Origin of the sequence: Cellulomonas sp. SLBN-39, assembly GCF_006715865.1 — a bacterium.
Taxonomy (GTDB): Bacteria; Actinomycetota; Actinomycetes; order Actinomycetales; family Cellulomonadaceae; genus Cellulomonas.
This window is the reverse complement of the sequence record NZ_VFOA01000001.1, coordinates 1,816,939-1,843,214: the sequence shown is the minus strand read 5'-3', so window position 1 is coordinate 1,843,214 and position 26,276 is coordinate 1,816,939. Positions and strand designations below refer to the sequence as shown.

Sequence of the window (26,276 nt, the reverse complement as noted above, 5' to 3'; positions counted from 1 at the left end):
CCGTGAGCTTCGACGTCTTCCTGCAGCGGTTCCAGGACGGGGACGGCGCACCGGCCGACCCGGTGCTGGTCGACGAGGTGCTGGCCCCGTACCTCGACCCGTCGCGCACGCGGCTCGTGCTCCCGGACGGGGAGGCCGACGTCTACGGCTGCGAGCAGTCCCCCGTCGGCGGCCTGATGGTGAACCACCTGTCCGGGAGCGCCGGGTGGGACGTGCTCCACCGTCTCGCCCGGCACGCGGGTCTGGCGGTGATGCCCGTCGGGTGCCCGACGGCCGTCGCCGACGAGGCGGCGCTGGCCCACCTGCCCGACGAGCTGCGCGGCGACGCCGTCGTGGTGGGCTCCGGGAGCGAGCTGCTCGCGCTCGTCCGTTCCTCGTGAGGCGTCCCCGTCGCTAAGAGAACTCTCACGGCCTGCGAGGGCGTGAATCGATTCGACCTGCTGCGCCGGGTGAGGGCGCTCTGATGCAATGGCGCGTCCGCCGCCGGGTCGTCACGGCCTCGGCGGCACCCGTTGACGAGAGGGACCCCACCCGTGCGCGCACTACGCAAGGTGCTGACGGTGGCCGCGGCGGCCGCCGTCGCCCTGGCCGGATCGATCAGCGTCGCCCAGCCGGCGACCGCCGCCGCGGGCTGCCGCGTCGACTACACGGTGTCCAGCCAGTGGCAGGGCGGCTTCAACGCCGCGGTGCAGGTCACGAACCTGGGTGACCCGATCAACGGGTGGGACCTGCGGTTCTCGTTCGGCGCCGGGCAGACCATCGGCAGCCTGTGGAACGGCGTCGGCACCCAGTCCGGGGCCACGGTCACGGTGCGCAACGCCGGGTACAACGGCGCGCTGCCCACCAACGGCTCCGCGTCGTTCGGCTTCATCGGCACGTCCGGGGCGACCAACCCCGTGCCGACGTCGTTCACGCTCAACGGCACCACGTGCACCGGCGGGGCGGTCACGCCGACCACCTCGCCCACGCCGTCGCCGACGACGTCCCCCACGGCCACGCCCACGCAGTCCCCGCGGCCGACGACCACGCCGACCCCGACGCCCACCCCCACGCCGACGGCCGGGGCGGTCACCCTGAACGCCACGCAGCTCGTCACCGCGCTGGGCCAGGGCTGGAACCTCGGCAACCAGCTCGAGGCGAACATCAACGGCATGCCCAGCGAGACCGCGTGGGGCAACCCCGTGATCACGGGCGCGATCTTCGACCGCATCAAGGCGTCGGGCTTCGACACCGTCCGCATCCCGGTGTCGTACCTCGGCAAGATCGGCCCCGCGCCGAGCTACACCGTCGACCCCGCCTGGCTCGCCCGGATCCAGCAGGTCGTGAAGCTCGCCCACGACCGCGGCCTGTACGTCGTCATCAACATGCACGGCGACGGGTACAAGAGCGTCGGCGGCTCCTGGCTCATCTGCGACGCGTCCGCGCAGGACCCGATCAAGGACAAGTACCAGAAGGTGTGGCAGCAGGTCGCCACCACGTTCCAGTCCTACGACGGGCGCCTGGTCTTCGAGTCGATGAACGAGAACTTCGACGGGCAGTACGGCGCGCCCACGCAGCCGTGCTATTCCAACATCAACGCGTACAACCAGATCTTCGTCGACACCGTGCGCAAGACCGGCGGCAACAACGCCTCGCGCTGGCTGCTGGTGCCGGGCTGGAACACGAACATCGACTACACCGCCGGCAACTACGGCTTCGTGATCCCGACCGACCAGTACCGGTCGACCGCGATCCCCGCCGCTGAGCGCCGCATCATGATCTCGGTGCACTACTACGACCCGTGGGACTTCGCCGGCACCGAGGACGGCACCATCACGCAGTGGGGCCCGAACGCGACCGACCGCGCGAAGACGTCCACGTGGGGCCAGCAGGACTTCATGGACGCGCAGCTGAAGAAGATGCGCGACCGGTTCACGGCCAACGGGTACCCGGTGTTCATCGGCGAGTACGGCTCGATCGACAAGACGTTCGCCGACGCGTCGAACGACCGGTACCGCGCCGACTACGCCCGGACCCTGGTCACCACGGCGAAGAAGTACGGCATCGCCACGGCCTACTGGGACAACGGCCACAACGGCCAGTACGGGTTCGCGCTGTTCGACCGCCGCACCTCGACGGTGACCGAGCAGGGCATCATCACCGCCATCACGGGGTCCTGACCGGCCCGGAGCGACCACGACCCGGCGCCGGGTCGGTGGGCAGGCCACCCTGCCCACCGACCCGGCGCCCGTCTACCTGGGTCCCCGCGCGCCGAGGATCCTCGTCGGCCCGGCGGCCGTCACGCCTGCGCGCGACGGCGCAGGTACTCGGCGAACTTCGGCGCCGTGTAGGCGTACTGGCCCTTCTGGATCCGGTAGATGACGCCCTGCTCGGTGAGCCGCCCCATGAGGACGTTGATGTTCCCGTCGCTCTTGTCGCTGCGGGCCCGGATGTCCGACGTCCTCAGCGGCGGGTACGGGCACTGCCCCGAGAGCATCAGCACGTCCTGCTCGCTGGGCGTCAGCGTCTCGACGCGTCCGGCGTAGAACTCCTCGTCGAGGCGCTCGTAGATCTGACCCTCGATTGCGTCCAGCATCTGTTCGGTGAATCGGTCGAAGCCGAGGCTGGTAGCTGCGTCCCACAGCTCCGCACCCCACAGCTGGATGAAGAAGGGATACCCCTCGACCTCCTCGAGGACACGCGCGATCAGCGCCTCGTCCGCCGTGATTCCGGTCGACCGGAGCGGCTCGACGAAAGCGTCGCGGGCAGCACCCGGGTTGCCCTCCAGCTCGCCGATCGTCTCGGCCCGGAACATGCGCTCGGAGTAGGTACGTGCCTTCTGCAGGTGCGCGCGGAGCGTGGGCAGACCGCAGAGCACGAGCGCGATCGGGAGCCCGGACTCCTGCAGGGCGTTCACCGCGGCGACGAGCATCGACAGCGGGTGCTCGCCGCCACGGTCCGTGTCGTCGTGGAGGACCTGCGCCTCGTCGAGCAGGAGCACGAAGCCCTCGTGCCCGCTGCGCACCGCGGTCTCGACCGCATCGAAGAGGGCTTCGGCAAGGGTCGTCTCCGCCTGGCCCCCACCCGCGAGGCTGAACGTGACGTCCTCGATCGTCACGTTGAGCAGACCGCGGGTCGCGACCCAGGCGTCGGTCACGGCTCCCTTGAGCGCGCCGAGCCTGGACGCGCGGCGCCCGGCCGCGGAGGCCACCGCGGCCAGGAGCGCGCAGAGCTCGTCCTCCGTGTTGTGGCGGGGCTCGAGCTGCCGACGGGCCGCCACCCAGCCCGACGCGTTGGCCACCGACTCGAGCTCGCGCAGGAGCACGGACTTGCCGACGCCACGCAGGCCGGTGAGGCGCAGGTTCGCCGGCAGCTCGGGGGCACCTGCGAGGAGCTTGCGGAACCGCTTGATCTGGACGTCGCGGCCAGCGAGGTGCAGCGGAACCGTCGCGGCGCCTGGTCGGTACGGGTTCTTGCCCGGCGTGGCACTCATGTCGACACCCCTCTGATGTCGCGACAACATTACGCGATCATCGTAAGGTCTGCTGCGCCGGGCGACCTGCACCCGACGTCTCCCTCACGCACCCCCGACGCGGCGGCTGCGGTCGGTGGTGCCGCCGACCAGCCCGCACTCGTACGCGATGATCACGGCCTGCACGCGGTCGCGGGCCCCGAGCTTGGCGAAGACGTTGCCCACGTGCGTCTTCACGGTCGTCTCGGACACGACGAGGTCGGCCGCGATCTCCGCGTTCGACGCGCCGACGCCGATGAGGCGCAGCACGTCGAGCTCGCGCGGGGTGAGCGCACCCAGCCGCGGGTCGGGCCCGGGTGCGGCGGCGCTGCCGGTCGGCAGGTGGGGCGCGAACAGGTCGAGCATGCGCCGCAGCACCCGCGGGGCCACGACAGCGGTGCCCGCGGCGACGGTCCGGATCGCGTCGACGAGCTCGCCCGGCTCGGCCGACTTGAGCAGGAACCCGCTGGCCCCGGCGCGCAGTGCCCCGAACGCGAGGTCGTCGACGTCGAACGTCGTCAGGACGAGGACGCGCGAGCCCGGGTGGTCCGCGACGATCCGCCGGGTCGCCTCGATGCCGTCCATGCCGGGCATCCGGATGTCCATGACGACGACGTCGGGCCCGAGTGCCGCAACCTGGTCGAGCGCGACCCGGCCGTCGGACGCCTCCCCGACGACCTCCAGGTCCGGCTCCGACTCCAGGACGAGCCGGAACCCCACCCGCACCAGCGCCTGGTCGTCCACGAGCAGCACCGTCGTCATCGTGCACCTCCGTCGTCGTCGGCCGGCAGGACGGCGTGCACGCGCCAGCCGCCGTCGGGCGTCGGCCCGGCGTCGACGTGCCCGCCGAGCAGGGCGGCCCGTTCGCGCATCCCGACGACGCCGCGCCCCGTGCCCGGTCCGTCACCCGGGCGCGTGCCCCCGGCGTCGACCACGTCGACCTCCACCGTCGTGGGTGTGCGCCGCACCGCGACCTCGACCGACGGGGAGCCCGGCGCGTGGCGCAGCACGTTGGTCAGCGCCTCGCCGAGGATCCGCAGCACGGCCAGGCGCACCGCCGTGTCCTGCGGCAGCGCCACGTCGAGACCGGTCGCGCGCACCGGCAGCCCGGCGGCGCCGAACCGCTCGACGACCGTCGGCAGGTCCACGTCCGTCGGCTCCTGCGCCTGGTCGGCGTCGGGCACCGGGCCGAGCGCGCCGAGGACGCGCTGCATGTCGGCCAGCGCCGCGCGGCCGGTGCGCGCGACCTGCCGGACCGCGTCGCGGGACCGGTCGGGGGCCCGCTCGAACGCCGCGTCGGCGCCGTCGGCCAGCGCGACCATCACCGACAGGTTGTGGGCCACGACGTCGTGCATCTCGCGGGCGATGTGCGCGCGCTCGTCGGCTCGGGCCAGCGCAGCGCCCTGGTCGCGCTCGCGCACCAGCGCGCGGTACCGCTCGACGAGGTCGTGCGCGTGCTGGCGGCGGGCGCGCGCGGCCGACCCGACGGCCACGCCCAGCAGCAGCAGGGTGTGCAGCAGCAGCACCGAGCCGGCGCGGCGGCCGGGCGAGAACAGCGGCTGGGCGAGGTACGTCTCGGGCTCCCACGTCGGGCTGGGCACGGACCCGAACCACGCGAGGATCTCGATGAGCCCCAGGTCCTGCCACCGCCAGAGCGCCAGGGTCACGGTCACGAGCACCCCACCGAGCACGGCCCACGTGGTGCGGGGCTCGCGCGTCGCCGCCACGGTGCTCATCGCGAACGCCAGGCACAGGCCGAGGACGCCCAGCACGCCGGAGACGAGCAGGGACACCAGGCACGCGACGACGAGCAGGGCCGTCACGGTCAGGGGCCGGACCCGGCGCAGCAGCAGCAGGGCGGCGCCTGCCGCGGTGCCGACGAGCCACGTCGTGGTGACGCGGCCCTCGATGCCGGAGCCCTCGGGGTACAGCCCGAGGGCCTGGGCGCCGGCGGCCGCCTCCCACGCGAACATCGCACCGACGAGGCCCACCAGCAGCACGAGGCAGGCGGCGGCGACGTCGGGCACCCAGGGGTGGGCGTTGACCAGGCGCGCGACGGGGCTGCCGCCGCTGACCTGGTCCTCCGTGAGAGGGGTCGCCTCGTCGGACCGCGGCACGACGACGTGCGCCGGGCCCCCGCGTCGGATCACCACCGCCCCACTCTCCCAGTCCGCGCCCGCCCGCACGGCCACGCCCGCCGCGCGGGTGTCACCCGAGGTCATGCCGCCGCAGGCGGTAGGCCGCCGCCGCGAGCGCGACCAGCACCCAGCCGGCGGCCACGACCCCGCCGCCCCACGTGCCGAGGTGCGGGCCCCGGGTCGTGGCGTCGAGGGCCGCGAGCGCCGCGTCGTCCTGGAGGAGGCGGGCACCGGCTGACGGCAGGAGGGCTCGCACGGTGTCGGTGACGGGGCCGGGGTTCGCGGCCAGCGCCTGGTCGCCGAGCAGCAGGAGCACCACGCCGGCGACGACGGCGCCGGCGGGGCGGCGCAGGGCGGAGCCGAGCCCCAGGCCGAGCAGGGCGACGGCGACGCCGGCCAGGACGAACCCGACCAGGGCGCGGGCGGCCCCCGGCTCGGTGAGGTCGAGGCCGGGGGCTCCGCCCGCGCGCGCGCCGGAGGTCGCCAGGGCGGACGCCGCGAGCGCGAGCGCCCCGGTCGTCGCCGCCGCGGCGGTCGTGACGGCCACCTGCGCGGCGAGGACCGGCAGGCGTCGGGGCACGGCGGTGAAGGTCGACCGGGCGGTGCCGGTGGTGTGCTCCCCGGCGCCGACGAGCACGCCGAGGACGAGCAGGCCGAGCTGGCCGAGCACGAAGCCGGAGGTGACGACCCACGAGCCGGAGCGGCCGTCGTCGGGCCGGACGAACAGGCCGAGGACGGAGGCGGTGGCGGCCGTGGCGGCGACCGTGCCGACCACGAGCCACGCGACCGACGGGACGCTGGTGAGCTTGGTGAGCTCGGCGCGGAGCACGCGGCGGGGGGTCACGGCGGACCGTCCGTCGCCGGCGCGCCGTGCCGCCGGGGCGGGCGGGGCCGTGGTCATCGGACGTCCCGGACGGTCAGGCGGACGGTGGCGGCACCGAGCAGGAGGGCGACCCACCCGGCCAGGGCGAGCCCGCCACCGACGGGGCCCAGGTCGGGGGCCCCGTCGACGGGGCCGCTGGACGCCGGCACGGTCATCAGCCCTCCGGCCATGCCGGGGGTGAGCAGCGCGACGGTGCCGGCCAGGGTCACGGCGGGGGCCTCGACGGTCGCATCGGCCGTGGGCGGCGCGGTGAGCCCGGGGTCGCCGACGGTCGTGAGGACGACCGGCAGGACGAGGACGAGCAGCACGGCCGTCACCAGGGCGGGGACGCTGCGGCGCAGCAGCGCGCCGAGGCCGAGGCCGACGAGCGCGAGCCCGACGAGCAGCAGGACCATGCCGACCAGGACGCCGGGGGTCGCGTCGACGGTGAGGTCGACGGCGATGCCGCGGGACGCCGCCGCGGGCAGGAGCGCGACGACGCTCGCGGCGGTGGCCAGCACGGCGGCCCCGAGCGTGAAGACCGCGACCGCGACGGCCTGGGCGGCGAGGACCGGCCACCGCCGCGGGACCGCGGTGAACGTGGAGCGGAACGCGCCCGTGCCGTACTCCCCCGCCCCGGCGAGGACACCGAGGACGAGGGGGCCGAGCTGCGCCAGCGCGACGCCCGTGGTCAGGGAGTCCATCGGGTCGAACCCGGGGTCGCCCGACGACGCCTGGACGGACAGGTACGTGATGATCCCGGCGACGACGACCGTGACCGCGGCGGTCCACCAGGGGGCGCGCAGCGAGACGAGCCGGGTCCACTCGGAGGCGACGACCCCGGCGGCCCCGGGACGCGTGGTCGTCGCGGCGGGGCGGGGAGCGGCGGTGGGGGCGCTCATCGTGCTCCTCCCCGGGGGGCGTCGGTGCGGTACTCGACGGCGTCGCCGGTCAGCTGGAGGTAGGCGTCCTCGAGGGTGCCGGTCTGCGTGGCGAGCTCGAGGACGGCGACGTCGCAGCGGCGTGCGGCGGTGCCGACCTCGTCGACGGTCGCGCCGCGCACGTGCAGCGCGCCGCCGTCCGCGGTCGCGACGTGGGCGCCGGCGGCGACGAGCGCCCGGGCGAGGGCCTCGGGGCCGTCGGTGCGGACCCGCACGACCCCGGTGCGCTCGGAGCGTTCGACCATCTCCTGCACCGAGGCGTCGGCGAGCAGGCGCCCGCGGCCGATGACGACGACGCGGTCCGCGCACAGCGCGAGCTCGTGCATGAGGTGGGACGAGAGCAGGACGGTGCGCCCCTCGGCGGCGAGCTCGCGGACGAGGCGCCGGACCCAGAGCACGCCGTCGGGGTCGAGCCCGTTGACGGGCTCGTCGAGGATCAGGGTGGCGGGGTCGCCGAGCAGGGCGCCGGCGATGCCGAGCCGCTGGCCCATGCCGAGGGAGAACGTGCCCGCGCGGCGGTGCGCGGCGGGTTCGAGCCCGGTCTGGGCGATGACCTCCCGCACGCGGGCCCTGCCGATGCCGTGGGTCTGCGCCATCGCGAGCAGGTGCTTGTACGCCGTGCGGCCGGGGTGCACGGAGCGGGCGTCGAGCATGACGCCCACGGCGTGCAGCGGCGCGGGCAGGTCGGCGAACCGGCGCCCGTCGACGGTCGCGGTGCCGGACGTGGGCCGTTCGAGCCCGACGACGACGCGCATCGTCGTGGACTTGCCGGCTCCGTTGGGCCCGAGGAACCCGGTGACGGTACCGGGCCCGGCGGTGAACGTCAGCCCGTCCACCGCCGTGGTGCTGCCGTAGCGCTTGGTCAGCGCGTCCACCTCGATCATCGCGTCTCCTCGTCGTCGGGCCCCGGGGGGGGCGTCCGTCGGCGACGCTACGAACCGTGACGGGGGCGGCAGCACCTGCCGGCGGAGGAGAACGGCGCGGGACGCCCCTCCTCCCGTGGGAGGAGGGCACGGGACCGGGCCGGAAAGATGTCAGATCAGGTTGACATCCGACCGATGTCAGACCAGGCTGACACGCATGGACCTGGAACGGGTGGAGGACGCCGCGACGACGGCCGACCCGCGGGAGGGGCTGCGCACCGTGGTGGCGCTGCACCGGCTCGCGGACCGGCTCGAGGACCTGCACGTGGCACGAGCACGCGCGCTCGGCATGTCGTGGGCCGACATCGCCGTCGAGCTGCAGGTCACGCGTCAGACCGTCCACAAGAAGCACAGCCGCCCCCGCGGCCCGCGCAGATGGAGCACCGATGCTGATCTATGACCAGACGTTCGTGGCGACGATGGACGCCACCCGCGGCGAGGCCACCGCCCTGGGAGCCGACGCCTACGGCTCCGAGCACCTGCTGCTCGGGCTGCTGACCTCGGCCGATGCCCTCACCACCCGCGTCGTCGAGGAGTTCCCCGGACTGACGGCCCCGGCGGTGCGGGACGCCGTCCGCGAGGCCGCCGACGACGCACCCCACCTCGCCCGCCTCGGCCTGACCGCTCCCCCGGCCCCGACCACCGACCCCGCGCGCCGGGCCGCCCCGCCGCGCGTCAAGCACCGGCCCGAGCTGCAGGCCGCGCTGAACCGCGCCACGGCCGCCTGGGGCCACCTGCGCAAGGCCCACGCGCTGCCGAAGGAGCGGCAGCTGAGCAGCGCCGTGCTCTGGCTGGCCGTCCTCGAACCCTCCGCCCGCGCACCGCGGCTGCTCAGCGCCCTGGGCATCGACCCCGACGCCGTCCGCACGGTCGTGCTGCGCACCCTCGTCCCGGCCGGCACCCCGGTGCCCACCTGGCCCACGGACCCCCCGGTCGACCCGCTCACCCGCCTCGCCCACCGCATCTTCGGACGCACCCACGTGGCCCGCTGATCCCTCCTGCGGGCGCCCGTACCGTTCAGGCGTCCGCCGAGCCCTCGCGGTAGACCTTGCCGCGGCAGATCCGACCGCCCTCCACGTCGAGCACGGCGATGAGCGCGGCCGACCGGACCTCGCCCTCGACGGTCCAGGTCTCCGTCATCTCGACGGCGACCGCGTCCGTGCCGTCGATGACCCGCACGAGCGTGAGGTGCGGCCGCAGGTGCTGCACCGCCGCGGCGAAGAACGGCCGTAGACCACCCGTCGGCACCACGTGGTCGCCGGTGACCCACTCCGCATCCGGGGCGAAGTCCGCCAGCAGGCGGTCGACGTCCCCGGCGTTGAAGGCGTCGACATGCCGTCGGACGAGGTCTTCCCGGGCGGAGTCCTGCATCTTCCCGGTCACGGCTCCGACCCGGGTACGGGATCGACGATCGGCTGCCCCTGACGGACGCGCAAGCACTGCTGGAACGCCACCTCGTCGACGGTCAGCGCCTCCCACGCCCTGCGCTGATCGGCGATCGCAGCCTCCGGCTCCCCGAGCTCCGCCATCTCCTCCGGCGACACAAGGACACCGTTGTGCGGCCCCTCGGTGACGGACGCCAGCGCCGCGTCGACCCGAGTCGAGACGTCCGCGTCCGCGCACCACCGCTCACCGTCGCCCGCCGTCGCCCCGGGAGCGGTCGCTCCCGCTGCGGACTCCTGCGGCGCTGCAGCAGTCGCCGTCGGCCCGGCGTCGGCGGACGCCGGGCCGGCAGCCGGAGCGCACGCCGAGAGGAGCAGGAGCCCGCCCCCGACGAGGACGAGCAGAGATGTCGATCGCACGGCCGGCCACCTTCCCCCTGAGGCTTGCGAGCCTACGGACCCGCGCCTGCGCAGGAGGGTGTTTCGCGCACCGGGCGTGCGCACCCCGTCGCCCGCCGGATCTCGGCGAGGTACTGCGCCCGGTCGAAGTGCAGGTCCGGGACGTCCCAGCAGCGGCCTTCCGTCGTGGGCGCGGTCGTGGCGAGCGGCGAGTCGAAGACGCCGGTGAAGTCGCGCGCGTCGACCCACGACACCCGACGCCCGTCCGGCGAGGGCATGACCACCGGAGCGACCACCCCGCACCCGGCCTGGGCGCACGTGCAGCGGTAGATCGCCACGCGCCGACCCAGGTCGTCGGGCAGCAGCGGCGAGTCGGCGCCGAGCATCTCGGCCGGGTGGAAGCCCTGCCAGCCGGGCACGACGTCCTCCCACGGCTCGGCGCCGTCGACGAGGATCTTCACGACGGGGACGTCGGGACGGGCGTCGAGCGCCCCGACCTGCAGCTCGAGCACGGACAGGGATCGAGCACGGGCTCGCGAGATGCGCATCGTGATCGGCGCTTCGCGGCGCGCCGGGGCCATCGACGGAGCTGAGGACGTCAGGGTCGCGCACCCGGGCGGCCGACGTCCAGGCGTGTCCCGCGTCCTGCGCCGGTTCGAGGCGTGGTCAAATCGCTCGCAGCGCGGACGATCTCGCCCGACAGCGGGGAGCCGCAGCACCCGTCCGGACCGGCAGGAGACCGTTGACGTGCAGATCACGCGGCAGGCATGGGTAGGTGGGCGGTACGTCGACCTGGTGGACGTGCTGCGGATCGTCGGCGACCACGGCTGGGTGTGGCGGCTGGAGGAGCTGGAGGGCGTGAGCCGGCCGGAGAGCCCCTACAACGCGTACGTCATCGAGCGGACGCTGCGCACGGACGGCCCGATGACGCTCGGGTGGACGGACGTCATGTCGTTGGCCCTGGGCATGGAGCAGACCGTGTGGTGCATGCTCGTCGCGATCCGCGAGGGCAGCCCTGAGCCGGTGCTGCGCCTCGAGTGCGTCGACAGCACGCTGTGGGAGATCACGGCGCCGGACGACGACGCCGACGGCACCGAGGTGCTGCGTCGCATCGCCCGGGAGTGGCCCGAAGCGGGCGCCTGAGGCCGAGACGGCGAGGACCGCCTCGACGTGGTGGCCCGGCTCAGGTCGTGCGCAGGGCCAGGAGGAACTGGCCGCCGCCGGGCTCGACCTGGGCGGTGACCGCGAGGTCGGGGGCGAACCGCGAGAGGCGGTCGACCAGCCAGTCGGCGGCCTGGTCGGCGTCGGCGCGGCTCGGGCAGCGGGCGACGACCTCGCGGCCGCCCTTGCGGCGGAGGCGCTCGACGGTCTCGGCGATCGGCGCGGGGTCGACGACGAACAGGTCGGGCGACCACGGCACCACGGGCTTGACCGCGCCCTTGCGGGTGTTGCAGGCGCGGTGCGCGAGCCGCTCGGTGCCGGCCGTCTTCTTCGACCTCGCGGCACCGAGGTCGACGCTGGGGCCGAGGTCGGAGTTCACGGAGGCGTCGGGGTCGACGGGCTGGTCGCACAGCCAGCAGCGCCACGAGTCACGGTCACCGACGACGCCGAGGTTGCTCATGCGTCGCACCGTAGCCCGTCCGGGTTCCCCGCCAGACCTTGACAACATTTGTTGTCAAGCGCACGCTGCTGTGGTGCAGGACATCGAGGTCATCGAGGACGCAGGCACCGCGGCGGCGGCGCTGGACCCCGTGCGGGCCCGGCTGCTGGCCGAGCTGGCCGAGCCGGCGTCGGCCGCAGGGCTCGCCGCCCGCGTCGGGATCACGCGGCAGAAGGTGAACTACCACCTGCGCGCCCTCGAGGCCGTGGGGCTGGTCGAGCTCGCCGAGGAGCGACGGCACGGGGGCATCACCGAGCGCGTGCTGCGGGCGTCGGCCGCGTCGTACGTCGTCTCCCCCGCCGCGGTCAGCACGTCGGCGGCCGACCCGGACGCCGCCGCCGACCGGATGTCCGCCGGGTACCTCGTCGCGCTCGCCGGCCGGGTCGTGCGCGAGGTCGGCGCGCTCGCCCGGCAGGCCTCGACCACCGGACGCCGCCTGCCGACGCTGACCGTCGACACGCAGATCGGGTTCCGCACCGCCGCCGACCGCGCGGCGTTCGCGGACGACCTCACCGCCGCGGTGCTCGAGCTGGCCGCGCGCTACCACCACGACGACGGGCGCCCGCACCGGCTCGTCGTCGCCGCCCACCCGCTGCCCGAGGAGACCCCGTGACCACCACCACCCACGTCCCGTACCGCCTGGAGATCGCCGTCGAGGTGCCCGGCACCCCGGAGCAGGTCTGGCAGGCCGTCGCCACCGCCCAGGGCATGAGCGCGTGGTTCCTGCCCACGCAGATCGAGGAGCGCGAGGGCGGTGCGCTGCACTTCGCCATGGGGCCCGGCATGGGCTCCGACGGCCACGTCGTGCGGTGGGACCCGCCGCAGCGGCTCGTCTACGAGGAGGACTGGGCCGCCCTCATGGGCAAGGACCCCACCGAGCTCAGCCCCATGACGTCGGAGTTCGTCGTCGAGGCGCGGTCCGGCGGCACGTGCGTCGTGCGCGTCACGACCAGCGGGTTCGGCACGGGTGCCGACTGGGAGCAGGAGTGGTGGGACGACATGGGCGACCAGTGGCGGCCCTACTTCGACCACCTGCGCGTGTACCTCGCGCACTTCACCGGGCAGGAGGCCACGCAGGTCGAGGCCTCGGCGTCGCACCCCGTGGACGTCGCCACCCTGTGGTCGACCGTGGTCGGGACGCTGGGCGTGGGCGACGCGGGCACGACGCTCGACGTGCGCGGGTCCACCGGCACCGTGGAGCGGGTCGGCACCCGCCAGGTGCTGGTGCGGCTGACCGCACCCGTCCCGGGCATGCTCAGCGTCTTCGCGTACGGCGAGGCCGACGACCGGGCCACCGTCGCGGTGCGCGCGTACCTGTTCTCCCCCGACGCGCCCGAGCACGCGCGCCGCGAGGAGCCGGCCTGGCAGGAGTGGCTGCGCGGGCTGCCGGTCCCGGTCTGACCCGGTCCGTCCTCCTGCGCCGGGCAGTTCACCCCCCGGTGCGCGTCAGGACGGGGTGCCGGGCGGTCGATCACCAGCCGACTGCTCGCACCACCCGGAGGGGACCCGATGACCCGGACCGCACGGCTCGCGGCGCTCGGCGCGCTGCTCGGCGCCGTGCTGTGCACCGGCATGGTGCTGCGCACGTCCGAGGCCGTGTTCACCGCGGACACCCGGGTCCCGGACAACGCGTGGGAGACGGGCTCGGTCTCGCTGGACGACGACAGCACGGGCAGCGCGCTGTTCGCGACGACGAGCTACGGCGGCGGCGTCCCCGGCGGGGACGGCCTGCTGACCGGCGGGGACACCCTCACGCGCTGCCTCACGGTCACCTACACCGGGACGATCACGTCCGGCGTCGCCGTGCGGCTGTACGCCACGGCGACCGGTGCGCTGGCGCCGTACCTCGACGTCGTCGTGGAGGAGGGCACCGGGGCGGGCCGGAGCTGCGCGGCGTTCGTCCCGTCGCGCACGCTCTACAGCGGGACGCTGACCGGGCTGGCGACGGTCGCGCACGACGGTGCGTCCGGTCTCGGCCCCTGGGAGCCGGCGACGACCGGCGCGACCCGGGTCTACCGGTTCACCGTCACCGTGCAGCCCGTGTCCGCGGCGCAGGGTGCGCAGGCCACGGCGGACCTCGTCTGGGAAGCGACGGGCTGACCGTGCCGGCCGCCGGGGGAACGCCCGACGGGCGGCCCGCACCGGAGCGGACGGCACCGGGAGCGGCGCGACGGCTCGCGTCGGACGTGACCACGCTCGTGACCGGCGCCGGTGCCGGTGCCCTGCTCACGCTCCTGCTGCTCACCCTCGCGCCCCTGGCCTGGGGCTGGCAGCCGCTCGTCGTCACGTCGGGCTCGATGGGCCCGCTGGTCCGGCCCGGGGACGTGGTCCTCGTCCAGCCGGATCCTGACGACGTCGTCGTGGGGTCCGTCGTCACGTTCCGCGCGGCCGACGACGGGCTGGTCACGCACCGCGTGGCCGAGGTGACGGCCGACGGGTACGTGACCCGCGGGGACGCGAACCCCGTCACCGACAGCACCGTGGTCCACCGGGAGGACCTCGTCGGACGCGTGCGGGCCCTCGTGCCGTGGGTCGGGCTGCCCGCCGTGGCCGTGCGGGGCGGCGCCGACGCGTCGGGGGCGGGCACCACCGGTGCCGCGTTCGTCGCGCAGCGCACGAACGGGCCGCAGTCGCTGGGCACCTCGTCGCGCTTCTACCGTGACGCGGTGGTGCGGTCCGGGCCGGTCAGCTACTGGCGCCTGGACGAGACCGGGGGGACGACCGCGGCGGACACCATGGGCGTCGCACCCCTGACGATCGGCTCCGGCACCGCGTTCTCCCGCCCGGGGGCGCTGCGCAGCGAGTCGAACGCGGCGATCAAGGCGCCGCCCTTCCCCGAGCTGCTGCAGGCTGGTGCCGTGCCCGCGCACGACATCGCCGGGAGCTTCACCGTGCTGGCGTGGGTGCGGGCGACGAGCCTGCCGCAGAACTCCCTCGCCCGCGTCGTGACCAAGCGGGACCCGAACGGCACGACCAACTACATGCTGGCCTTCTCCTCCGACGGCCTGAGCATCCGGGCGCTGACCACCACGACGACGGGCTCGTACGAGGTCGCGGCACCGGTCCCCCAGGACCTGGAGTGGCACATGCTCGCCGCCACCTGGGACGGCGCGCACCTGCGCGTGTACGTCGACGGGGCGGTCGGCGGGACGCTCGCGGGGACCGGCACGCCCCGCACGGTCACCCCGCCGCTGACCCTCAGCTACGGCACGTCGCCGCTGCGCGGGGAGATCGACGAGGCCGCCGTCTGGTCGCGGGCGCTGACGTCCGCGGAGATCCTCCGGCTGTACCGCTGCGCGACGGGCTGAGCGGCGCCGGCGCGGGCCGGCCCGGCGCTAGTCGGTCGTCCCCGCGAGCGGCGGGACCGACGCCGTGACCACGGAGCCGTCGGGGCGCACCGTGTCGCGCAGCGCGCGGGGCTCGGGCTTGCCGTCGATCCGGGGGCCCTGCCCGTCGAGGGGGACGACGACGGGCGCCCCCGGGGCGACCTCGTACGTGCGGCCGCGCACGTCGACGACGACGCCCGGGCCGGTCTGCGCGACCAGCTCGACCGCGTCCTGACGGACCGTGACCGCCAGGCGCGTGCCGTCGAGGGCGACCCGGAACGTCACGGCCTGCCAGGTCGCGGGCAGCCGCGGGTCGAAGGACGTGCGCCCGCCCGGGCGCCGGCGCATCCCGGCGAACCCGTGCACGAGCGCGCTCCACACCCCGCCCGCGGACGCCACGTGCACCCCGTCGACCGCGTTGCCGTGCCGGTCGGCGAGGTCCACGAACAGGGCGTCGTGGAAGTAGTCGAGCGCGAGCTCGTGGTACCCCACCTCGGCGGCCATGATCGACTGCACCACCGCCGACAGGCTCGAGTCGCCCGTGGTGATGGGCTCGTAGTACTCGAAGTCCGCCCGCTTGAGCTCGGGCGTGAAGTCCTCGCCGCGCAGGAACGTCGCCAGCACCACGTCGGCCTGCTTGAGCACCTGGAACCGGTAGATGACCAGCGGGTGGTAGTGCAGCAGCAGGGGCCGCCGGTCCGACGGGGTGCTCTTGAGGTCCCACACCTCGCGCTCGTGGAACTGGGCGTCCTGCGGGTGGATGCCCAGCACGTCGTCGTACGGGATGGCGATGGCGTCGGCGACCCGGACCCACTCGGCCACCTCCCCGGGGTCGACGCCCAGGTGCGCCACGACCCGGGCGTGCTCGGCGGGCCACTCGGCCGCCAGGTGCGCCATCGCGGCGGCCGCCGCCCGCAGGTTCATCCGCGCCATGACGTTCGTGTAGAGGTTGTCGTTGACGACCGTCGTGTACTCGTCGGGACCGGTGACGCCGTGGATGTGGAACGACCCGGGCCCCTCGCCCCGCCAGAACCCCAGCCCCACCCACAGCCGGGCCGTCTGGACGAGCACGTCGATGCCCTCGCGGGCCAGGAACTCCTCGTCGCCGGTGACGTCGACGTACCCCGCGATCGCGTACGCGATGTCCGCGTTGATGTGGTACTGCGCGGTGCCGGCGGCGTAGTACGCGGACGCCTCCGCCCCGTTGATCGTGCGCCACGGGAACAGCGCCCCGCCCTCGTTGAGGTCCCGCGCGCGGGACTCCGCGGCCGGCAGCATCGCGGAGCGGAACCGCAGGGCGTTGCGGGCGGCCGTCGGCGACGTGTACGTCAGGAACGGCACCACGTAGATCTCGGTGTCCCAGAAGTAGTGCCCGCCGTACCCCGACCCCGTCAGCCCCTTGGCCGGGACGCCGTGCCCCTCGGCCCGCGCCGACGCCTGCGCGAGCTGGAACAGGTTCCACCGCACCGCCTGCTGCACCGACGGCTGCCCGGGGACCTCCACGTCCGAGCGCGTCCAGTAGGCGTCGAGCCACGCCCGCTGGTCCGCGAGCTGCTGCGCGACGCCCTGCGCCCGCACCCGGTCGAGCGTGCGCCCGCAACGGGCCGCGAGCTCCGCCGCCGGGTCCGCGTCGGACGTGTGGTAGCTGACCAGCTTCGTCACCGTGAGGGTCTGGCCCGGCAGCGCCTGGACCCGCACGTCGGTCGTCGCGACGTCCTCGGTGACGACCGTGCTCGTCGTCGTCTCGGCGTCGCCCTCGACGAGGTGGTCGGCCGCGACCGCCAGCGTCATGCCCGACGTCGCGCACCGGAACGCCAGCACCGCCCGGTCACCCTCCTGCCGGTGGAGCACCGGCTGGAGCACGCGGTGGCCCAGGGTCTCGCCGCGCCGCGGGTCCGCCATGGCGCCGGGCACCGCACCCGCGGGCGCGTCCTCCGGCGTGGCGGTGGCGTACCGGTTGACGACCTGCGACGACACCACGACGGACGCCGACGCGTCCTCCAGGGTCACCGAGACGCTCGCCAGCACGAGGTGCCGCTGGGTGAACGACACCATGCGGGTCGACCGCACGCGCACCCGGTTGCCCGTCGGCGTGCGCCACACCAGGTCGCGGCGCAGCACGCCGTCGGCCATGTCGAGGGTCCGCTCGTACGCCAGCAGCTCGGCCTCGCCCAGCACCAGGGGCTCGTCGTCGACGTACACCTGCAGCACCGTCGCGTCGGGCACGTTGACGATCGTCTGGCCGACCTCCGCCAGGCCGTACGCGGCCTCGGCGTGCTGGATGGGCCACGTCTCGTGGAAGCCGTTGACGAAGGTGCCGTGCTCGTGGGCGGGACGCCCCTCCTCGGGCGTCCCGCGCACCCCGACGTACCCGTTGCCGACGGCGAACAGCGTCTCGGTGGTCCCGCGGTCCGCCGGCTCGACCCGGCGCTCCACGAGGCGCCACGGGTCCAGCGCGAAGCGCGACCGGTCCAACGGGTCCGGCCCGCCCACGTACCGCCTGTGCCTGGCGACCTTGCTCATCGCCCACCCCCTCGCGCGTCGCGCCGGATCCTGCGCTCAGCGCAGGAGCTCGTCCAGGTCCTGCACGACCACGTGCGCGCCTGCTCCCCGCAGGGCGTCCGCGCCCGCGCCGCGGTCGACGCCGACCACGAGCCCGAAGCCGCCGGCGGCCGCCGCCGCGACCCCCGGGACCGCGTCCTCCACCACCGCCGCCACCACCGGGTCGACGCCCAGGCGCTGCGCGGCGCGCAGGAACATCGCGGGCGCCGGCTTGCCCGGCAGCCGCTCCCTCGCCGCGACGACCCCGTCGACGACCACCGGGAACTGCCCGCCGTAGCCCGCGGCCGCGAGCACCGCCACCGCGTTCTGCGAGCTCGACACCACCGCCCGGGGCACGCCGCGCACCGCCAGGTCCGCCACCACCGCGACCGACCCCGGGTACGCCGCCACGCCCTCGCGGGCGAAGAACCCCTCCACGACCGCGTTCTTCGCGTTGCCCCAGCCGTGCGCCGTCGCCGTGCCCGGCGGGTCCGTCGGGTCGCCGTCGGGCAGCACCACGCCGCGGGACGCGAGCACCGCCCGCACCCCGTCGACCCGCGAGCGCCCGTCGACGTGCGCGAAGTATTCGGCGTCGGTGTACGGCTCGGCGACGCCGAGCGCCGCGAAGCAGTCGCGGAACATGGCGTCCCAGGCCCTCATGTGGACGGCTGCCGTCGACGTCAGCACGCCGTCGAGGTCGAACAGCACCGCCTGCGCATCCCCCCAGTGCATGCCCCGACCGTACGGCCGGGCGCGTGGTGCGGCGACTGGTCAGCCGTCCGGCAGCGCCGGGGTTCCGCATGCCGGGGGCCGCTGCGATGCTCGTGCGGTGGAGCTGCGGTTCAGGGGTGAGGTCGTCTGGTGGCGCGGCCCGGCGCCGTTCCACTTCGTGGTGCTGCCGGAGCCCGAGGCGGAGCGGCTGCGGGCCGTCGCGGCGGACGTGACGTACGGGTGGGGGTGCATCCCGGCGACCGTCACGCTGGGGTCGACGACGTTCACGACGTCGATCTTCCCGAAGGACGGTGGCTTCCGGGTGCCGTTGAAGGTCGCGGCACGGCGGGCGGAGGACGTCGAGCTCGGCGACGACGTCGCGCTGGTCGTCGTGGTGGACGCACCCGGCGACGCGTGATCCCCGCCCCCTCGACGCCCCGGGGGCCGGGGACCTACGGTGCGTGCGTGCCGACCCGCGACAGCCGCGTCACCGACCCGCAGACCGCCGCGTTCTGGCGCGACGCCGACCGTCATCTGCTGCGCTACGGCGGGACGTTCACGCCCGAGATCGTCGAGCGGGCGGAGGGCTCGTGGGTCGTGACGGCCGAGGGCCGGCGGATCCTGGACTTCACGTCGGGGCAGATGAGCGCCGTGCTGGGGCACTCCCACCCGGATGTCGTGGCGACGGTGCGCCGGCAGGTCGGCGAGCTCGACCACCTGTTCTCGGGGATGCTGTCGCGGCCCGTCGTGGACCTCGCGCGCCGCATCGCGCAGACGCTGCCCGACCCGCTGGAGAAGGTCCTGCTGCTGACGACGGGGGCCGAGTCGAACGAGGCGGCGCTGCGCCTGGCCAAGCTCGTCACGGGCGGGCACGAGGTCGTGTCGTTCTCCGCGTCGTGGCACGGCATGACGCAGGGTGCGGCGGCCGCGACGTACTCGTCACGCCGGACGGGGTACGGACCGGTCGCGCCCGGCAACCTCGTGATCCCGACGCCCAACCGCTACCGCCCCGACGTCGTCGACGCGGACGGCGAGCTCGACTGGCGTCGCCAGCTCGATCTCGGGTTCGCGCTCGTCGACGCCCAGTCGACGGGTGCGCTGGCCGCGTGCCTCGTCGAGCCCGTGCTGTCGTCGGCGGGCGTCGTGGTGCCGCCGCCCGGGTACCTGCGGGCGCTGGCCGACCGCTGCCACGAGCGCGGGATGCTGCTGATCCTCGACGAGGCGCAGACCGGGGTGGGGCGCACAGGGCTGATGTACGCGTTCGAGCGGGAGGGTGTGGTGCCCGACGTGCTCACGCTGTCCAAGACGCTCGGTGCCGGTCTGCCGCTGGCGGCGGTCGTGACGTCGGCGCAGCTCGAGGCGCGGGCGCACGAGCGTGGGTTCCTCTTCTACACGACGCACGTGTCGGACCCCCTGGTGGCGGCGGTCGGGCTGACCGTCCTGGACGTCGTCGAGCGGGACGGGCTGGTGGAGCGGTCGGCGGTGCTGGGCGCACGTCTGCACGCGGGCCTGCGGGACCTGCAGACCCGGCACCCGGCCGTCGGCGACGTGCGGGGCCACGGGCTGCTGCAGGGCCTGGAGCTGGTGGCCGACCCGGTGACCAAGGAGCCCGCCGACGCGCTCGGTGCCGCCGTCACGCGGCGCTGCCTGGAGCTCGGGCTGCACATGAACGTCGTGCAGATGCCCGGCTGGGGCGGCACCTTCCGGATCGCGCCGCCGATGACCGCGACGGAGGAGGAGATCGACCTGGGCGTCGAGATCCTCGACCAGGCCCTGGCCGAGACGGCCGTCTGACGGGCTGGCGGCACGACCGGCCCCCCGGGGTCGGTATGAATCGTTTCGTGGTGGTTCCGGCCCGCCGAGCGCCCTCGGTAGCGTCACCGGGGCCGGCGGGCGTCGTCCCGCGGGCCTCGTCCTCCGGCAGCGTCGCCGGCGGATCCGCCCGGAGGGGAGAGACCATGCACCAGTCCGCACCGCGCCGGGTCCGACGGGGCCTGCTGGCCGCCGCGGCCGCGCTGCTCGTCCTGGGAGGTCTGACCGCTCCCGCGTCCGCGCAGCCCACGGGGGTCGCGCCCACGGCCGTGACCGCCGGCTGCGGCCGACCGGCCGGCCTGGCGACCGGTACGCACACGATCACCAGCGGCGGCGTGCAGCGCACGTACCGGCTGGACGTGCCCGCCGGGTACGACCCGAGCCGCCCGTACCGGCTCGTCGTCGGCCTGCACTGGTGGCACGGCACCGCCGCGGACGTGGTCAACCAGGGCTTCTACGGCCTCAAGCCGCTCTCGGGCGCGACCACGGTGTACGTCGCGCCGCAGGGCATCGACAACGCCTGGCCGAACACCAACGGGCGCGACGTGACGTTCGTGGACGACGTGCTGCGGGCCGTCGAGTCCGCCCTGTGCATCGACACCACCCAGCGCTTCGCCACCGGGTTCAGCTACGGCGGCGGCATGAGCAACGCGCTGGCCTGCGCCCGGGCGGACGTGTTCCGCGCCGTCGCGGTGCTCAACGGCGCCCAGCTCTCCGGCTGCTCGGGCGGCACGCAGCCGATCGCGTACCTGGGGTCGCACGGCGTCACGGACGACGTCCTGAACATCTCCCAGGGCCGGGCCCTGCGCGACCGGGCGCTGCGCAACAACGGCTGCCAGGCCAAGCAGGCCGCGGAGCCTGCGGCGGGCAGCGGCACGCACGTGCGCACCGACTACACCTGCCGCGCGGGGTACCCCGTGGTGTGGATCGCGTCCGACAGCGGGCACTGGTGGGACCCGCGCGACCGTGGGGCGCAGCAGTCCTGGGTGCCCGGCGAGGTCTGGCGGTTCTTCACGTCGCTGACGTCGACGACGACGCCCACCCCGACGCCGACCGCCACCCCGACGCCCACGCCGACGCCCACCAGGACGCCGACGCCGAGCCCGACGCCGACGGTGTCCCCCACGCCGACGCCGACCACCCCGCCGCCTGCGGGTGCCTGCACCGCCACGTACCGCACGGTGAACTCCTGGTCCGGCGGGTTCCAGGGCGAGGTCACGGTCCGGGCCGGGTCGCCCGCGACGTCGTGGAGCGTGAGCTGGCGCCCGGCCGGCGAGCGCGTCGACCAGGTGTGGAACGGGACGCTCAGCACGCAGGGCGGTCTGACGGTGGTGCGCAACGCGGCCTGGAACGGGAACCTCGCCGCCGGTGGCACGACGACGTTCGGGATGCTCGGCTCGGGCACCCCGCCGACGGGCGCACTGACCTGCACGAGCTCCTGACCTGCCTGCGGCGGGGCGGTCCGTCCCGCTGAGCACCTCCGCCGGCGTCGTCCTCCTCGGGCGGCGCCGGCGGTCGTCTGCGTGGCGGCTGCGCGCGTCGGCCTCGGGTGCGTGCGGCCGTGCTCCGACGCCGCCCTCAGACGCACCCGCCCGTGCGCAGCGTGAGCGCGAGGTCGGAGCGCGTCACGTACGTGCGCCCGCCGGCGGTGTAGACGATCTCGACGCCGTCGATCGACGCCTCGTCACCGGTGGCCTCCAGCTCGACCACGAGGTCGACGGCGGCACCGGCCGGGACCGTCGCGCCGATCGCCTCGACCGCGTCGGGCCACAGGTCGGGGAACTGCCCGGTGGGCGGGTACGCGTCGAGCATCAGCCGGACGTGCCCGGCGGGGACGGTCATGAGCCGGACGGCACCCCGGGTGATCCCGTCCGGCGCGACCAGGGAGACGGCGTCGATGGTGACGCCGTCGGGCACCCCGGTGGGAAGGATGACCCCGTGGGCCGCGTGCCCATGAGCCGGCAGCGGCGCGCAGACCACTCCGCCGGATTCGACGTCCATCGGACCGCCCACCGTGACGGTCGAGCCGCCCACGACCACGACGAGCCCGAGACCCGCTGCCGCTGCGACGGCTCGCACGTGCGCCTGCCGCGGCACCCACCCACGACGCCCCTGCCCCGCCCGCTGCTCCATCCCCCCATCGTGGCGCACCCCCACCCCCACCGGGCCCGCTCCCGTGACCGAGCGGCTGACATCCGCGGCGGCGAACGGGCTCTGGCTCACGCCACGGGCGGCCGAGACGAGAGCCTGAGCCCGTTCGGCGGTGGGGCTCGCCCGGCGGGCGGGCCGTCCAGACGTGAGCCGGGCGTGGTGCCGGGCGGGCGTGGGGCGCACACTGGTCGGGACCGTGGACGACCGACGTGGGGGGCGTCGCGCGCCACCGGTCCTCCGCCGGGTTCGCCGGTGCAGGGCGCCCTCGCGGCTGCCCGCAGCCGGTCCGGCGGTGGATGGCGTCCCCCGAACAGACTGGCGCGCGACGCCGCGCGCCGCGGGGGGAACCGCCATGACATCTGCATCAGCACGCCTCGCCCGCGCCGTGGTCGCGCTGGCGCTCGCGACGACGACCGTGGTGGTCGGCGCCTCCACGGCGAGTGCCGACCCCGGACCGGCGTCGACCGGCACCGAGACCGTGGTGTGCCGGGGAGACCTCGAGGGGCAGGAGACCGACGGGGACGTCCGGGTGCCGACCGGACGGATGTGCAGGATCTACCTGTCCCAGGTCGGCGGGGACCTGCTCGTCGACCCGGGCGGCGAGGTCCGCGTGGTGGCGTCGACCGTGGTCGGCGACGTCATCAGCTCGGGGTACGTGCGGCTGGGGCACACCGTGACCGTGGAGGGGCGGGTCTGGCTCGACGACGCGTACCGGCTCGGCACGGACGGCGCGACGATCCTCGGGTCCGTGAAGGGCCGGGCGGGCGCGCTCGACCTGTACGGGTCGAGCATCGGCGGCTCGCTGAACGTCTCGGCCCTGACCCGGGTCTACATGAGCGGGGTCGACGTCGGGGGCTGGGTGAACCTGCCGACCAGGCCCCAGGCCTCCCTCCAGATCAGCGACGTCGAGGGGCAGGGGCTGACCGTCCGCGACGCCGAATGGCTGTCGATGTGCGAGGTGCACCTCGCCGAGCACCTCGTGGTGCGGAACGTGGAGAGCGTCGCGATGGGCTACCCCAACGACGACGGTGGTTCCTGCATGGGCCGGCGCCCCGGCTGGGGCCTGGGCGCGTACGAGGTGAGCGTCGGCGGGTCCGCGCTGCTCGACGGCAACGGGACGATCCGCCTGCGCCGCCTCGACGTGGCCGAGCACCTGGCGTGCGTGGGCAACGACGAGGTCCGGCTCGACCCGGGCGACGGCCCGGACGAGCCCCTCGTCACCGCGGGCGTGGGACGACGCGGCCAGTGCGTCGACCTGGGCTGAACGCCTCGTCCGACGTCGTAGGGGAGGGAAGAGGACCGATGGGAACGACGACGAACCGGGTGGCGCGCACGGTGTGCGCCGCTGTCCTGCTCCTGACCATGACCGCGGCGGGCGCGACGGCGTCCGCCGCCGGAGCCACAGACGACGGCCCCGTGCTGTGCGACGGGATTCTCCAGGGCGAGGTTGTCGGCGACGTCCGCGTACCGGCCGGGATCTCGTGCACCGTCTCGATGTCGGAGATCACGGGTGACCTCCTCGTCGACCGACGTGCCAGCCTGCGGCTTCAGCGCTCGACCGTCCACGGAGCCATCGTCAGCGCAGGGTCCCTCGAGGTGCGTGAGACGACGGTGCACGGCCGCACGTGGCTCGACCGCGTCGGGATCATGCGGGCCGACTACTCGACGCTCTCGGGCCCGGTCCGGGGCGAGGCCGACTTCGTCCACCTCGCCGACGTGACGCTCGGTGGGTCGCTCAACGTCGCCGGAACGCACACGACGACCCTGAGACGTGTCGCCGTCGACGGATGGATCAACGTGCCGTCCAGGAGCTACGGCCCCACGACCCTCAGCACCGTCACCGCCCGAGGGTTGACGGTGAAGGCCGGCGGGGGCGTGAGCTTGTGTGACGTGGCCCTGGAGGAGCACCTCATCGTCCGGAACCACGACCGGGTGCACATCGGCCTCCCCCTGTACACGGTCAACAGCTGCCCGCTGCACCCCGACGCGTTCAAGGTCACCGTGGGCGGTTCGGCCCGGTTCGAGGGCAGCACGCAGGTGCTGCTGCACGGAATCGACGTCGCGGAGTACCTCGTGTGCGTCGACAACGCGCAGGTGGACGTGATGTCCGGGTCCCTCGGCGGGCGCCCGCTGGTCACCGCCGGGCTCGGCCGCCTCGGGCAGTGCCGGTGACCACCGCACCACCGCCCTGCGCCCGCCCGCCGCCGGCGGCGCACCGCTCGACGCCGCCGTCGAGGGCGGTCGCCGGCGCCGCAGCGGATGACAGCGGGACGGGAGGCCGGTGGGATGGGGGTGTGGACGGCGCCGTCGTGGTCGAGCGCGGGCCCGGGTGCGAGTGGGTGGCGGACGGGCCGCTCGTCGAGCCGGTCTCCGCGGTGACGTCGTGGGTGTTCGTGCTCGCTGCCCTGGTCGTGGTGGTGCGGCGACGGCGGGCGCACCGGCCCGTGCCGGTGGCGTACGTAGCGCTCGTGGCCGGCGTCGGCGTCGGATCGTTCGTGCAGCACGGGCCGGACCCGGCCTGGTCGGACGCGGCGCACGACCTGCCGCTCGCCGGGGTGCTGTGCTTCCTCGCGGCCGACGCCGCAGGCGTGCTGAGCGGCCGGGCGCGCCGCTGGTGGTGGTGGGCCGTCCCGACGGGAGCGCTCATGGTGCCGGTGGTGGTGTGGCCGCGGGCCGGTGACCTCGCGCAGGTGGGGGTGGCCGTGGTCGCGGCGCTGCTGCTGGCGTGGCGGGCAAGCCGCGTCCCTGCCGAGCGGGCACGGGTCGCCGCCGCGTGCGCGCTGCTGGCCGCCGGCGGGACCGTCGGTGCGCTGTCCCGGACGGGCGGGCCGTGGTGCGACCCGTCGTCGCTGCTCCAGGGGCACGCCGTGTGGCACGTCGCGGCGGCCGCGGCGCTGGTGGTCCTCGCACCCCTGGTGACCCCGGACGCACCCCTCGCCGCGCCGCCGTCACCCGGGCGGGCGAGCATGGGCCGATGAGCCGCACCCCCGACGCCCGCACGTACGACCTCGACGTCCTGCGGGAGCGGGTGCTCGGCGAGCGGGGCGGCGCCGTCGACGACAGCATCCCCCAGCTCGCGGCGGCCGACCCGGAGCTGTGCGGGCTCGCGCTCGTGCTGCCCGACGGGACGGTGCGGGCCAGTGCACAGGCGGACGTGCCGTTCAGCGTGCAGTCCGCGGTGAAGCCGTTCCTGTTCGCGCTCGCCCTGCTCGACACCGGCGGGCGCGCGCTGGACCTCATCGGCATCGAGCCGACGGGCGAGGCGTTCGACGCGATCAAGCTGGAAGCGGGCACCGGGCGCCCGCCGAACCCCATGGTCAACGCAGGTGCGCTGCTCACGGCCGCGCTCGTCGACGGTGGCGACGTCGAGGGCCGGACCGACCGGATCCTGCGGGGGCTGTCCGCGTTCGCCGGGCAGGACCTCGAGGTCGACGAGGACGTCGCCCGCAGCGAGCACCTGCTCGGCGACCGGAACCACGCCCTGGCGCACCTCATGCGCGCCGAGGGGACGCTGGAGGTCGGGGCCGACGACGCCGTCGCCGTCTACGCCCGGGCGTGCGCGGTGCTCGTCGACGCCCGGGCGCTGGCCGTGATGGGCGCGACGCTGGCGTGCGGGGGCGTCAACCCCGTGTCCGGCGAACGCGTGGTGCCGGCCGGGGTCGCACGGGACGTCGTCTCGGTGATGGCGACGTGCGGGGTGTACGACGGCTCGGGCCGGTGGATGCGCAGCGTCGGCGTGCCGGCCAAGTCGAGCGTGTCGGGCGGCATCGTGCTGTCCGCACCGGGCGTGCTCGGTGCTGCCGTGGTCAGTCCCCCGCTGGACGAGCAGGGCACCAGCGTGCGCGGCCGCCTCGCCTGCGAGGCCCTCAGCGCCGACCTCGACCTGCACGTCTTCGGCTCCCGGGGCGCCTGACGGTCCCGGCCGCACCAGGCACCGACG

29 protein-coding genes are annotated in these 26,276 nt (G+C 75.0%); 16 read left to right on the top strand and 13 right to left on the bottom strand.

The window, feature by feature from the left end; all coding sequences use genetic code 11:
* Positions 1-2: 2 nt before the first annotated feature.
* Both FBY24_RS08565 and FBY24_RS19240 read left to right on the top strand, forming a co-directional pair.
* Entirely contained in the window at positions 3-380 is a 378-nt protein-coding gene (locus FBY24_RS08565; protein WP_142159782.1) for a hypothetical protein, read from the top strand.
* Between the two features lie 153 nt (positions 381-533).
* Positions 534-2,159 carry a cellulase family glycosylhydrolase gene (locus tag FBY24_RS19240; RefSeq protein ID WP_160158466.1) on the top strand — a complete coding sequence of 542 codons (1,626 nt, stop codon included), beginning with the start codon at positions 534-536 and terminating at the stop codon, positions 2,157-2,159.
* Positions 2,160-2,278: 119 nt separating this feature from the next.
* On the opposite strand, the gene FBY24_RS08555 is transcribed toward FBY24_RS19240, so the two are convergent.
* The 6 genes from FBY24_RS08555 to FBY24_RS08530 form a co-directional block, all read right to left on the bottom strand.
* A complete protein-coding gene (locus FBY24_RS08555) occupies positions 2,279-3,472 on the bottom strand; it encodes an ATP-binding protein (protein WP_160158465.1) in 1,194 nt (397 codons plus the stop codon).
* A gap of 84 nt (positions 3,473-3,556) precedes the next feature.
* Positions 3,557-4,252, bottom strand: a complete 696-nt coding sequence (locus FBY24_RS08550) for a response regulator transcription factor (RefSeq protein WP_142159776.1) — start codon at positions 4,250-4,252, stop codon at positions 3,557-3,559.
* Entirely contained in the window at positions 4,249-5,712 is a 1,464-nt protein-coding gene (locus tag FBY24_RS08545) for a sensor histidine kinase (protein WP_142159774.1), read from the bottom strand. The genes FBY24_RS08550 and FBY24_RS08545 overlap by 4 nt, the downstream gene beginning before the upstream one ends.
* Positions 5,699-6,529 (bottom strand): hypothetical protein, encoded by an 831-nt coding sequence (locus tag FBY24_RS08540; RefSeq protein WP_142159772.1) that lies wholly within the window; start codon positions 6,527-6,529, stop codon positions 5,699-5,701. Before FBY24_RS08540 ends, FBY24_RS08545 begins: the two co-directional genes overlap by 14 nt.
* Entirely contained in the window at positions 6,526-7,392 is an 867-nt protein-coding gene (locus FBY24_RS08535) for a hypothetical protein (protein WP_142159770.1), read from the bottom strand. Before FBY24_RS08535 ends, FBY24_RS08540 begins: the two co-directional genes overlap by 4 nt.
* On the bottom strand, positions 7,389-8,315 hold the full coding sequence (locus FBY24_RS08530; protein WP_142159768.1) for an ABC transporter ATP-binding protein: 927 nt from the start codon (positions 8,313-8,315) through the stop codon (positions 7,389-7,391). Before FBY24_RS08530 ends, FBY24_RS08535 begins: the two co-directional genes overlap by 4 nt.
* 196 nt (positions 8,316-8,511) lie before the next feature.
* Here FBY24_RS08530 and FBY24_RS08525 point away from each other — a divergent pair, with 196 nt between their 5' ends.
* Together FBY24_RS08525 and FBY24_RS08520 are read left to right on the top strand one after the other, a co-directional pair.
* Positions 8,512-8,754, top strand: coding sequence for an RNA polymerase subunit sigma-70 (locus FBY24_RS08525; protein ID WP_142159766.1), 243 nt, complete (start codon positions 8,512-8,514; stop codon positions 8,752-8,754).
* A complete protein-coding gene (locus tag FBY24_RS08520; protein WP_142159764.1) occupies positions 8,741-9,346 on the top strand; it encodes a Clp protease N-terminal domain-containing protein in 606 nt (201 codons plus the stop codon). Before FBY24_RS08525 ends, FBY24_RS08520 begins: the two co-directional genes overlap by 14 nt.
* 25 nt (positions 9,347-9,371) lie before the next feature.
* Here the strand turns inward: FBY24_RS08520 and FBY24_RS08515 are convergent, their stop codons facing one another.
* From FBY24_RS08515 to FBY24_RS08505, 3 genes are read right to left on the bottom strand one after another with little or no spacing between them, the layout of a single operon-like run.
* Complete coding sequence (locus FBY24_RS08515) at positions 9,372-9,737, bottom strand: nuclear transport factor 2 family protein (RefSeq protein ID WP_142159762.1); 366 nt, start codon at positions 9,735-9,737, stop codon at positions 9,372-9,374.
* On the bottom strand, positions 9,734-10,156 hold the full coding sequence (locus FBY24_RS08510) for a hypothetical protein (protein WP_142159760.1): 423 nt from the start codon (positions 10,154-10,156) through the stop codon (positions 9,734-9,736). Before FBY24_RS08510 ends, FBY24_RS08515 begins: the two co-directional genes overlap by 4 nt.
* A gap of 32 nt (positions 10,157-10,188) precedes the next feature.
* Positions 10,189-10,647, bottom strand: coding sequence for a hypothetical protein (locus FBY24_RS08505; protein ID WP_142159758.1), 459 nt, complete (start codon positions 10,645-10,647; stop codon positions 10,189-10,191).
* A 235-nt stretch (positions 10,648-10,882) separates the two neighbouring features.
* Between FBY24_RS08505 and FBY24_RS08500 the strand changes: the two genes are divergently transcribed.
* Positions 10,883-11,278: a hypothetical protein gene (locus FBY24_RS08500; protein WP_142159756.1), complete on the top strand. Its 396-nt coding sequence runs from the start codon at positions 10,883-10,885 to the stop codon at positions 11,276-11,278.
* Between the two features lie 40 nt (positions 11,279-11,318).
* Here the strand turns inward: FBY24_RS08500 and FBY24_RS08495 are convergent, their stop codons facing one another.
* Entirely contained in the window at positions 11,319-11,756 is a 438-nt protein-coding gene (locus FBY24_RS08495; protein WP_142159754.1) for a hypothetical protein, read from the bottom strand.
* 73 nt (positions 11,757-11,829) lie between these two features.
* Here FBY24_RS08495 and FBY24_RS08490 point away from each other — a divergent pair, with 73 nt between their 5' ends.
* From FBY24_RS08490 to FBY24_RS18975, 4 genes are all read left to right on the top strand, one after another.
* Positions 11,830-12,408 carry a helix-turn-helix domain-containing protein gene (locus FBY24_RS08490; RefSeq protein ID WP_142159752.1) on the top strand — a complete coding sequence of 193 codons (579 nt, stop codon included), beginning with the start codon at positions 11,830-11,832 and terminating at the stop codon, positions 12,406-12,408.
* Positions 12,405-13,196 (top strand): SRPBCC domain-containing protein, encoded by a 792-nt coding sequence (locus tag FBY24_RS08485; RefSeq protein ID WP_142159750.1) that lies wholly within the window; start codon positions 12,405-12,407, stop codon positions 13,194-13,196. The genes FBY24_RS08490 and FBY24_RS08485 overlap by 4 nt, the downstream gene beginning before the upstream one ends.
* 108 nt (positions 13,197-13,304) lie before the next feature.
* Entirely contained in the window at positions 13,305-13,895 is a 591-nt protein-coding gene (locus FBY24_RS18980; RefSeq protein ID WP_160158464.1) for a hypothetical protein, read from the top strand.
* 86 nt (positions 13,896-13,981) lie between these two features.
* Positions 13,982-15,103 carry a signal peptidase I gene (locus tag FBY24_RS18975; protein WP_160158463.1) on the top strand — a complete coding sequence of 374 codons (1,122 nt, stop codon included), beginning with the start codon at positions 13,982-13,984 and terminating at the stop codon, positions 15,101-15,103.
* 27 nt (positions 15,104-15,130) lie between these two features.
* On the opposite strand, the gene FBY24_RS08470 is transcribed toward FBY24_RS18975, so the two are convergent.
* Both FBY24_RS08470 and FBY24_RS08465 read right to left on the bottom strand, forming a co-directional pair.
* Complete coding sequence (locus FBY24_RS08470; protein ID WP_142159748.1) at positions 15,131-17,644, bottom strand: glycoside hydrolase family 65 protein; 2,514 nt, start codon at positions 17,642-17,644, stop codon at positions 15,131-15,133.
* Between the two features lie 36 nt (positions 17,645-17,680).
* Positions 17,681-18,394 carry an HAD family phosphatase gene (locus FBY24_RS08465; RefSeq protein ID WP_142159746.1) on the bottom strand — a complete coding sequence of 238 codons (714 nt, stop codon included), beginning with the start codon at positions 18,392-18,394 and terminating at the stop codon, positions 17,681-17,683.
* Positions 18,395-18,491: 97 nt separating this feature from the next.
* Between FBY24_RS08465 and FBY24_RS08460 the strand changes: the two genes are divergently transcribed.
* The 3 genes from FBY24_RS08460 to FBY24_RS08450 all read left to right on the top strand — a co-directional run bounded on the left by FBY24_RS08460 (position 18,492) and on the right by FBY24_RS08450 (position 21,627).
* Positions 18,492-18,791: a DUF1905 domain-containing protein gene (locus FBY24_RS08460; RefSeq protein ID WP_142159744.1), complete on the top strand. Its 300-nt coding sequence runs from the start codon at positions 18,492-18,494 to the stop codon at positions 18,789-18,791.
* A gap of 47 nt (positions 18,792-18,838) precedes the next feature.
* On the top strand, positions 18,839-20,167 hold the full coding sequence (locus tag FBY24_RS08455; RefSeq protein WP_142159742.1) for an aspartate aminotransferase family protein: 1,329 nt from the start codon (positions 18,839-18,841) through the stop codon (positions 20,165-20,167).
* Positions 20,168-20,331: 164 nt separating this feature from the next.
* Positions 20,332-21,627: a cellulose binding domain-containing protein gene (locus FBY24_RS08450; protein WP_142159739.1), complete on the top strand. Its 1,296-nt coding sequence runs from the start codon at positions 20,332-20,334 to the stop codon at positions 21,625-21,627.
* Between the two features lie 136 nt (positions 21,628-21,763).
* Here the strand turns inward: FBY24_RS08450 and FBY24_RS08445 are convergent, their stop codons facing one another.
* Positions 21,764-22,186 (bottom strand): hypothetical protein, encoded by a 423-nt coding sequence (locus tag FBY24_RS08445; RefSeq protein WP_142159737.1) that lies wholly within the window; start codon positions 22,184-22,186, stop codon positions 21,764-21,766.
* Positions 22,187-22,688: 502 nt separating this feature from the next.
* On the opposite strand from FBY24_RS08445, the gene FBY24_RS08440 reads away from it, so the two are divergent.
* The 4 genes from FBY24_RS08440 to glsA all read left to right on the top strand — a co-directional run bounded on the left by FBY24_RS08440 (position 22,689) and on the right by glsA (position 26,249).
* Positions 22,689-23,600 (top strand): hypothetical protein, encoded by a 912-nt coding sequence (locus FBY24_RS08440; RefSeq protein WP_142159735.1) that lies wholly within the window; start codon positions 22,689-22,691, stop codon positions 23,598-23,600.
* Between the two features lie 38 nt (positions 23,601-23,638).
* Positions 23,639-24,508: a hypothetical protein gene (locus tag FBY24_RS08435; protein WP_142159733.1), complete on the top strand. Its 870-nt coding sequence runs from the start codon at positions 23,639-23,641 to the stop codon at positions 24,506-24,508.
* Positions 24,509-24,630: 122 nt separating this feature from the next.
* Complete coding sequence (locus FBY24_RS08430; RefSeq protein WP_255432302.1) at positions 24,631-25,314, top strand: hypothetical protein; 684 nt, start codon at positions 24,631-24,633, stop codon at positions 25,312-25,314.
* Positions 25,311-26,249, top strand: a complete 939-nt coding sequence (gene glsA, locus FBY24_RS08425) for a glutaminase A (RefSeq protein WP_142159731.1) — start codon at positions 25,311-25,313, stop codon at positions 26,247-26,249. Before FBY24_RS08430 ends, glsA begins: the two co-directional genes overlap by 4 nt.
* The last annotated feature ends 27 nt before the right edge of the window (positions 26,250-26,276 follow it).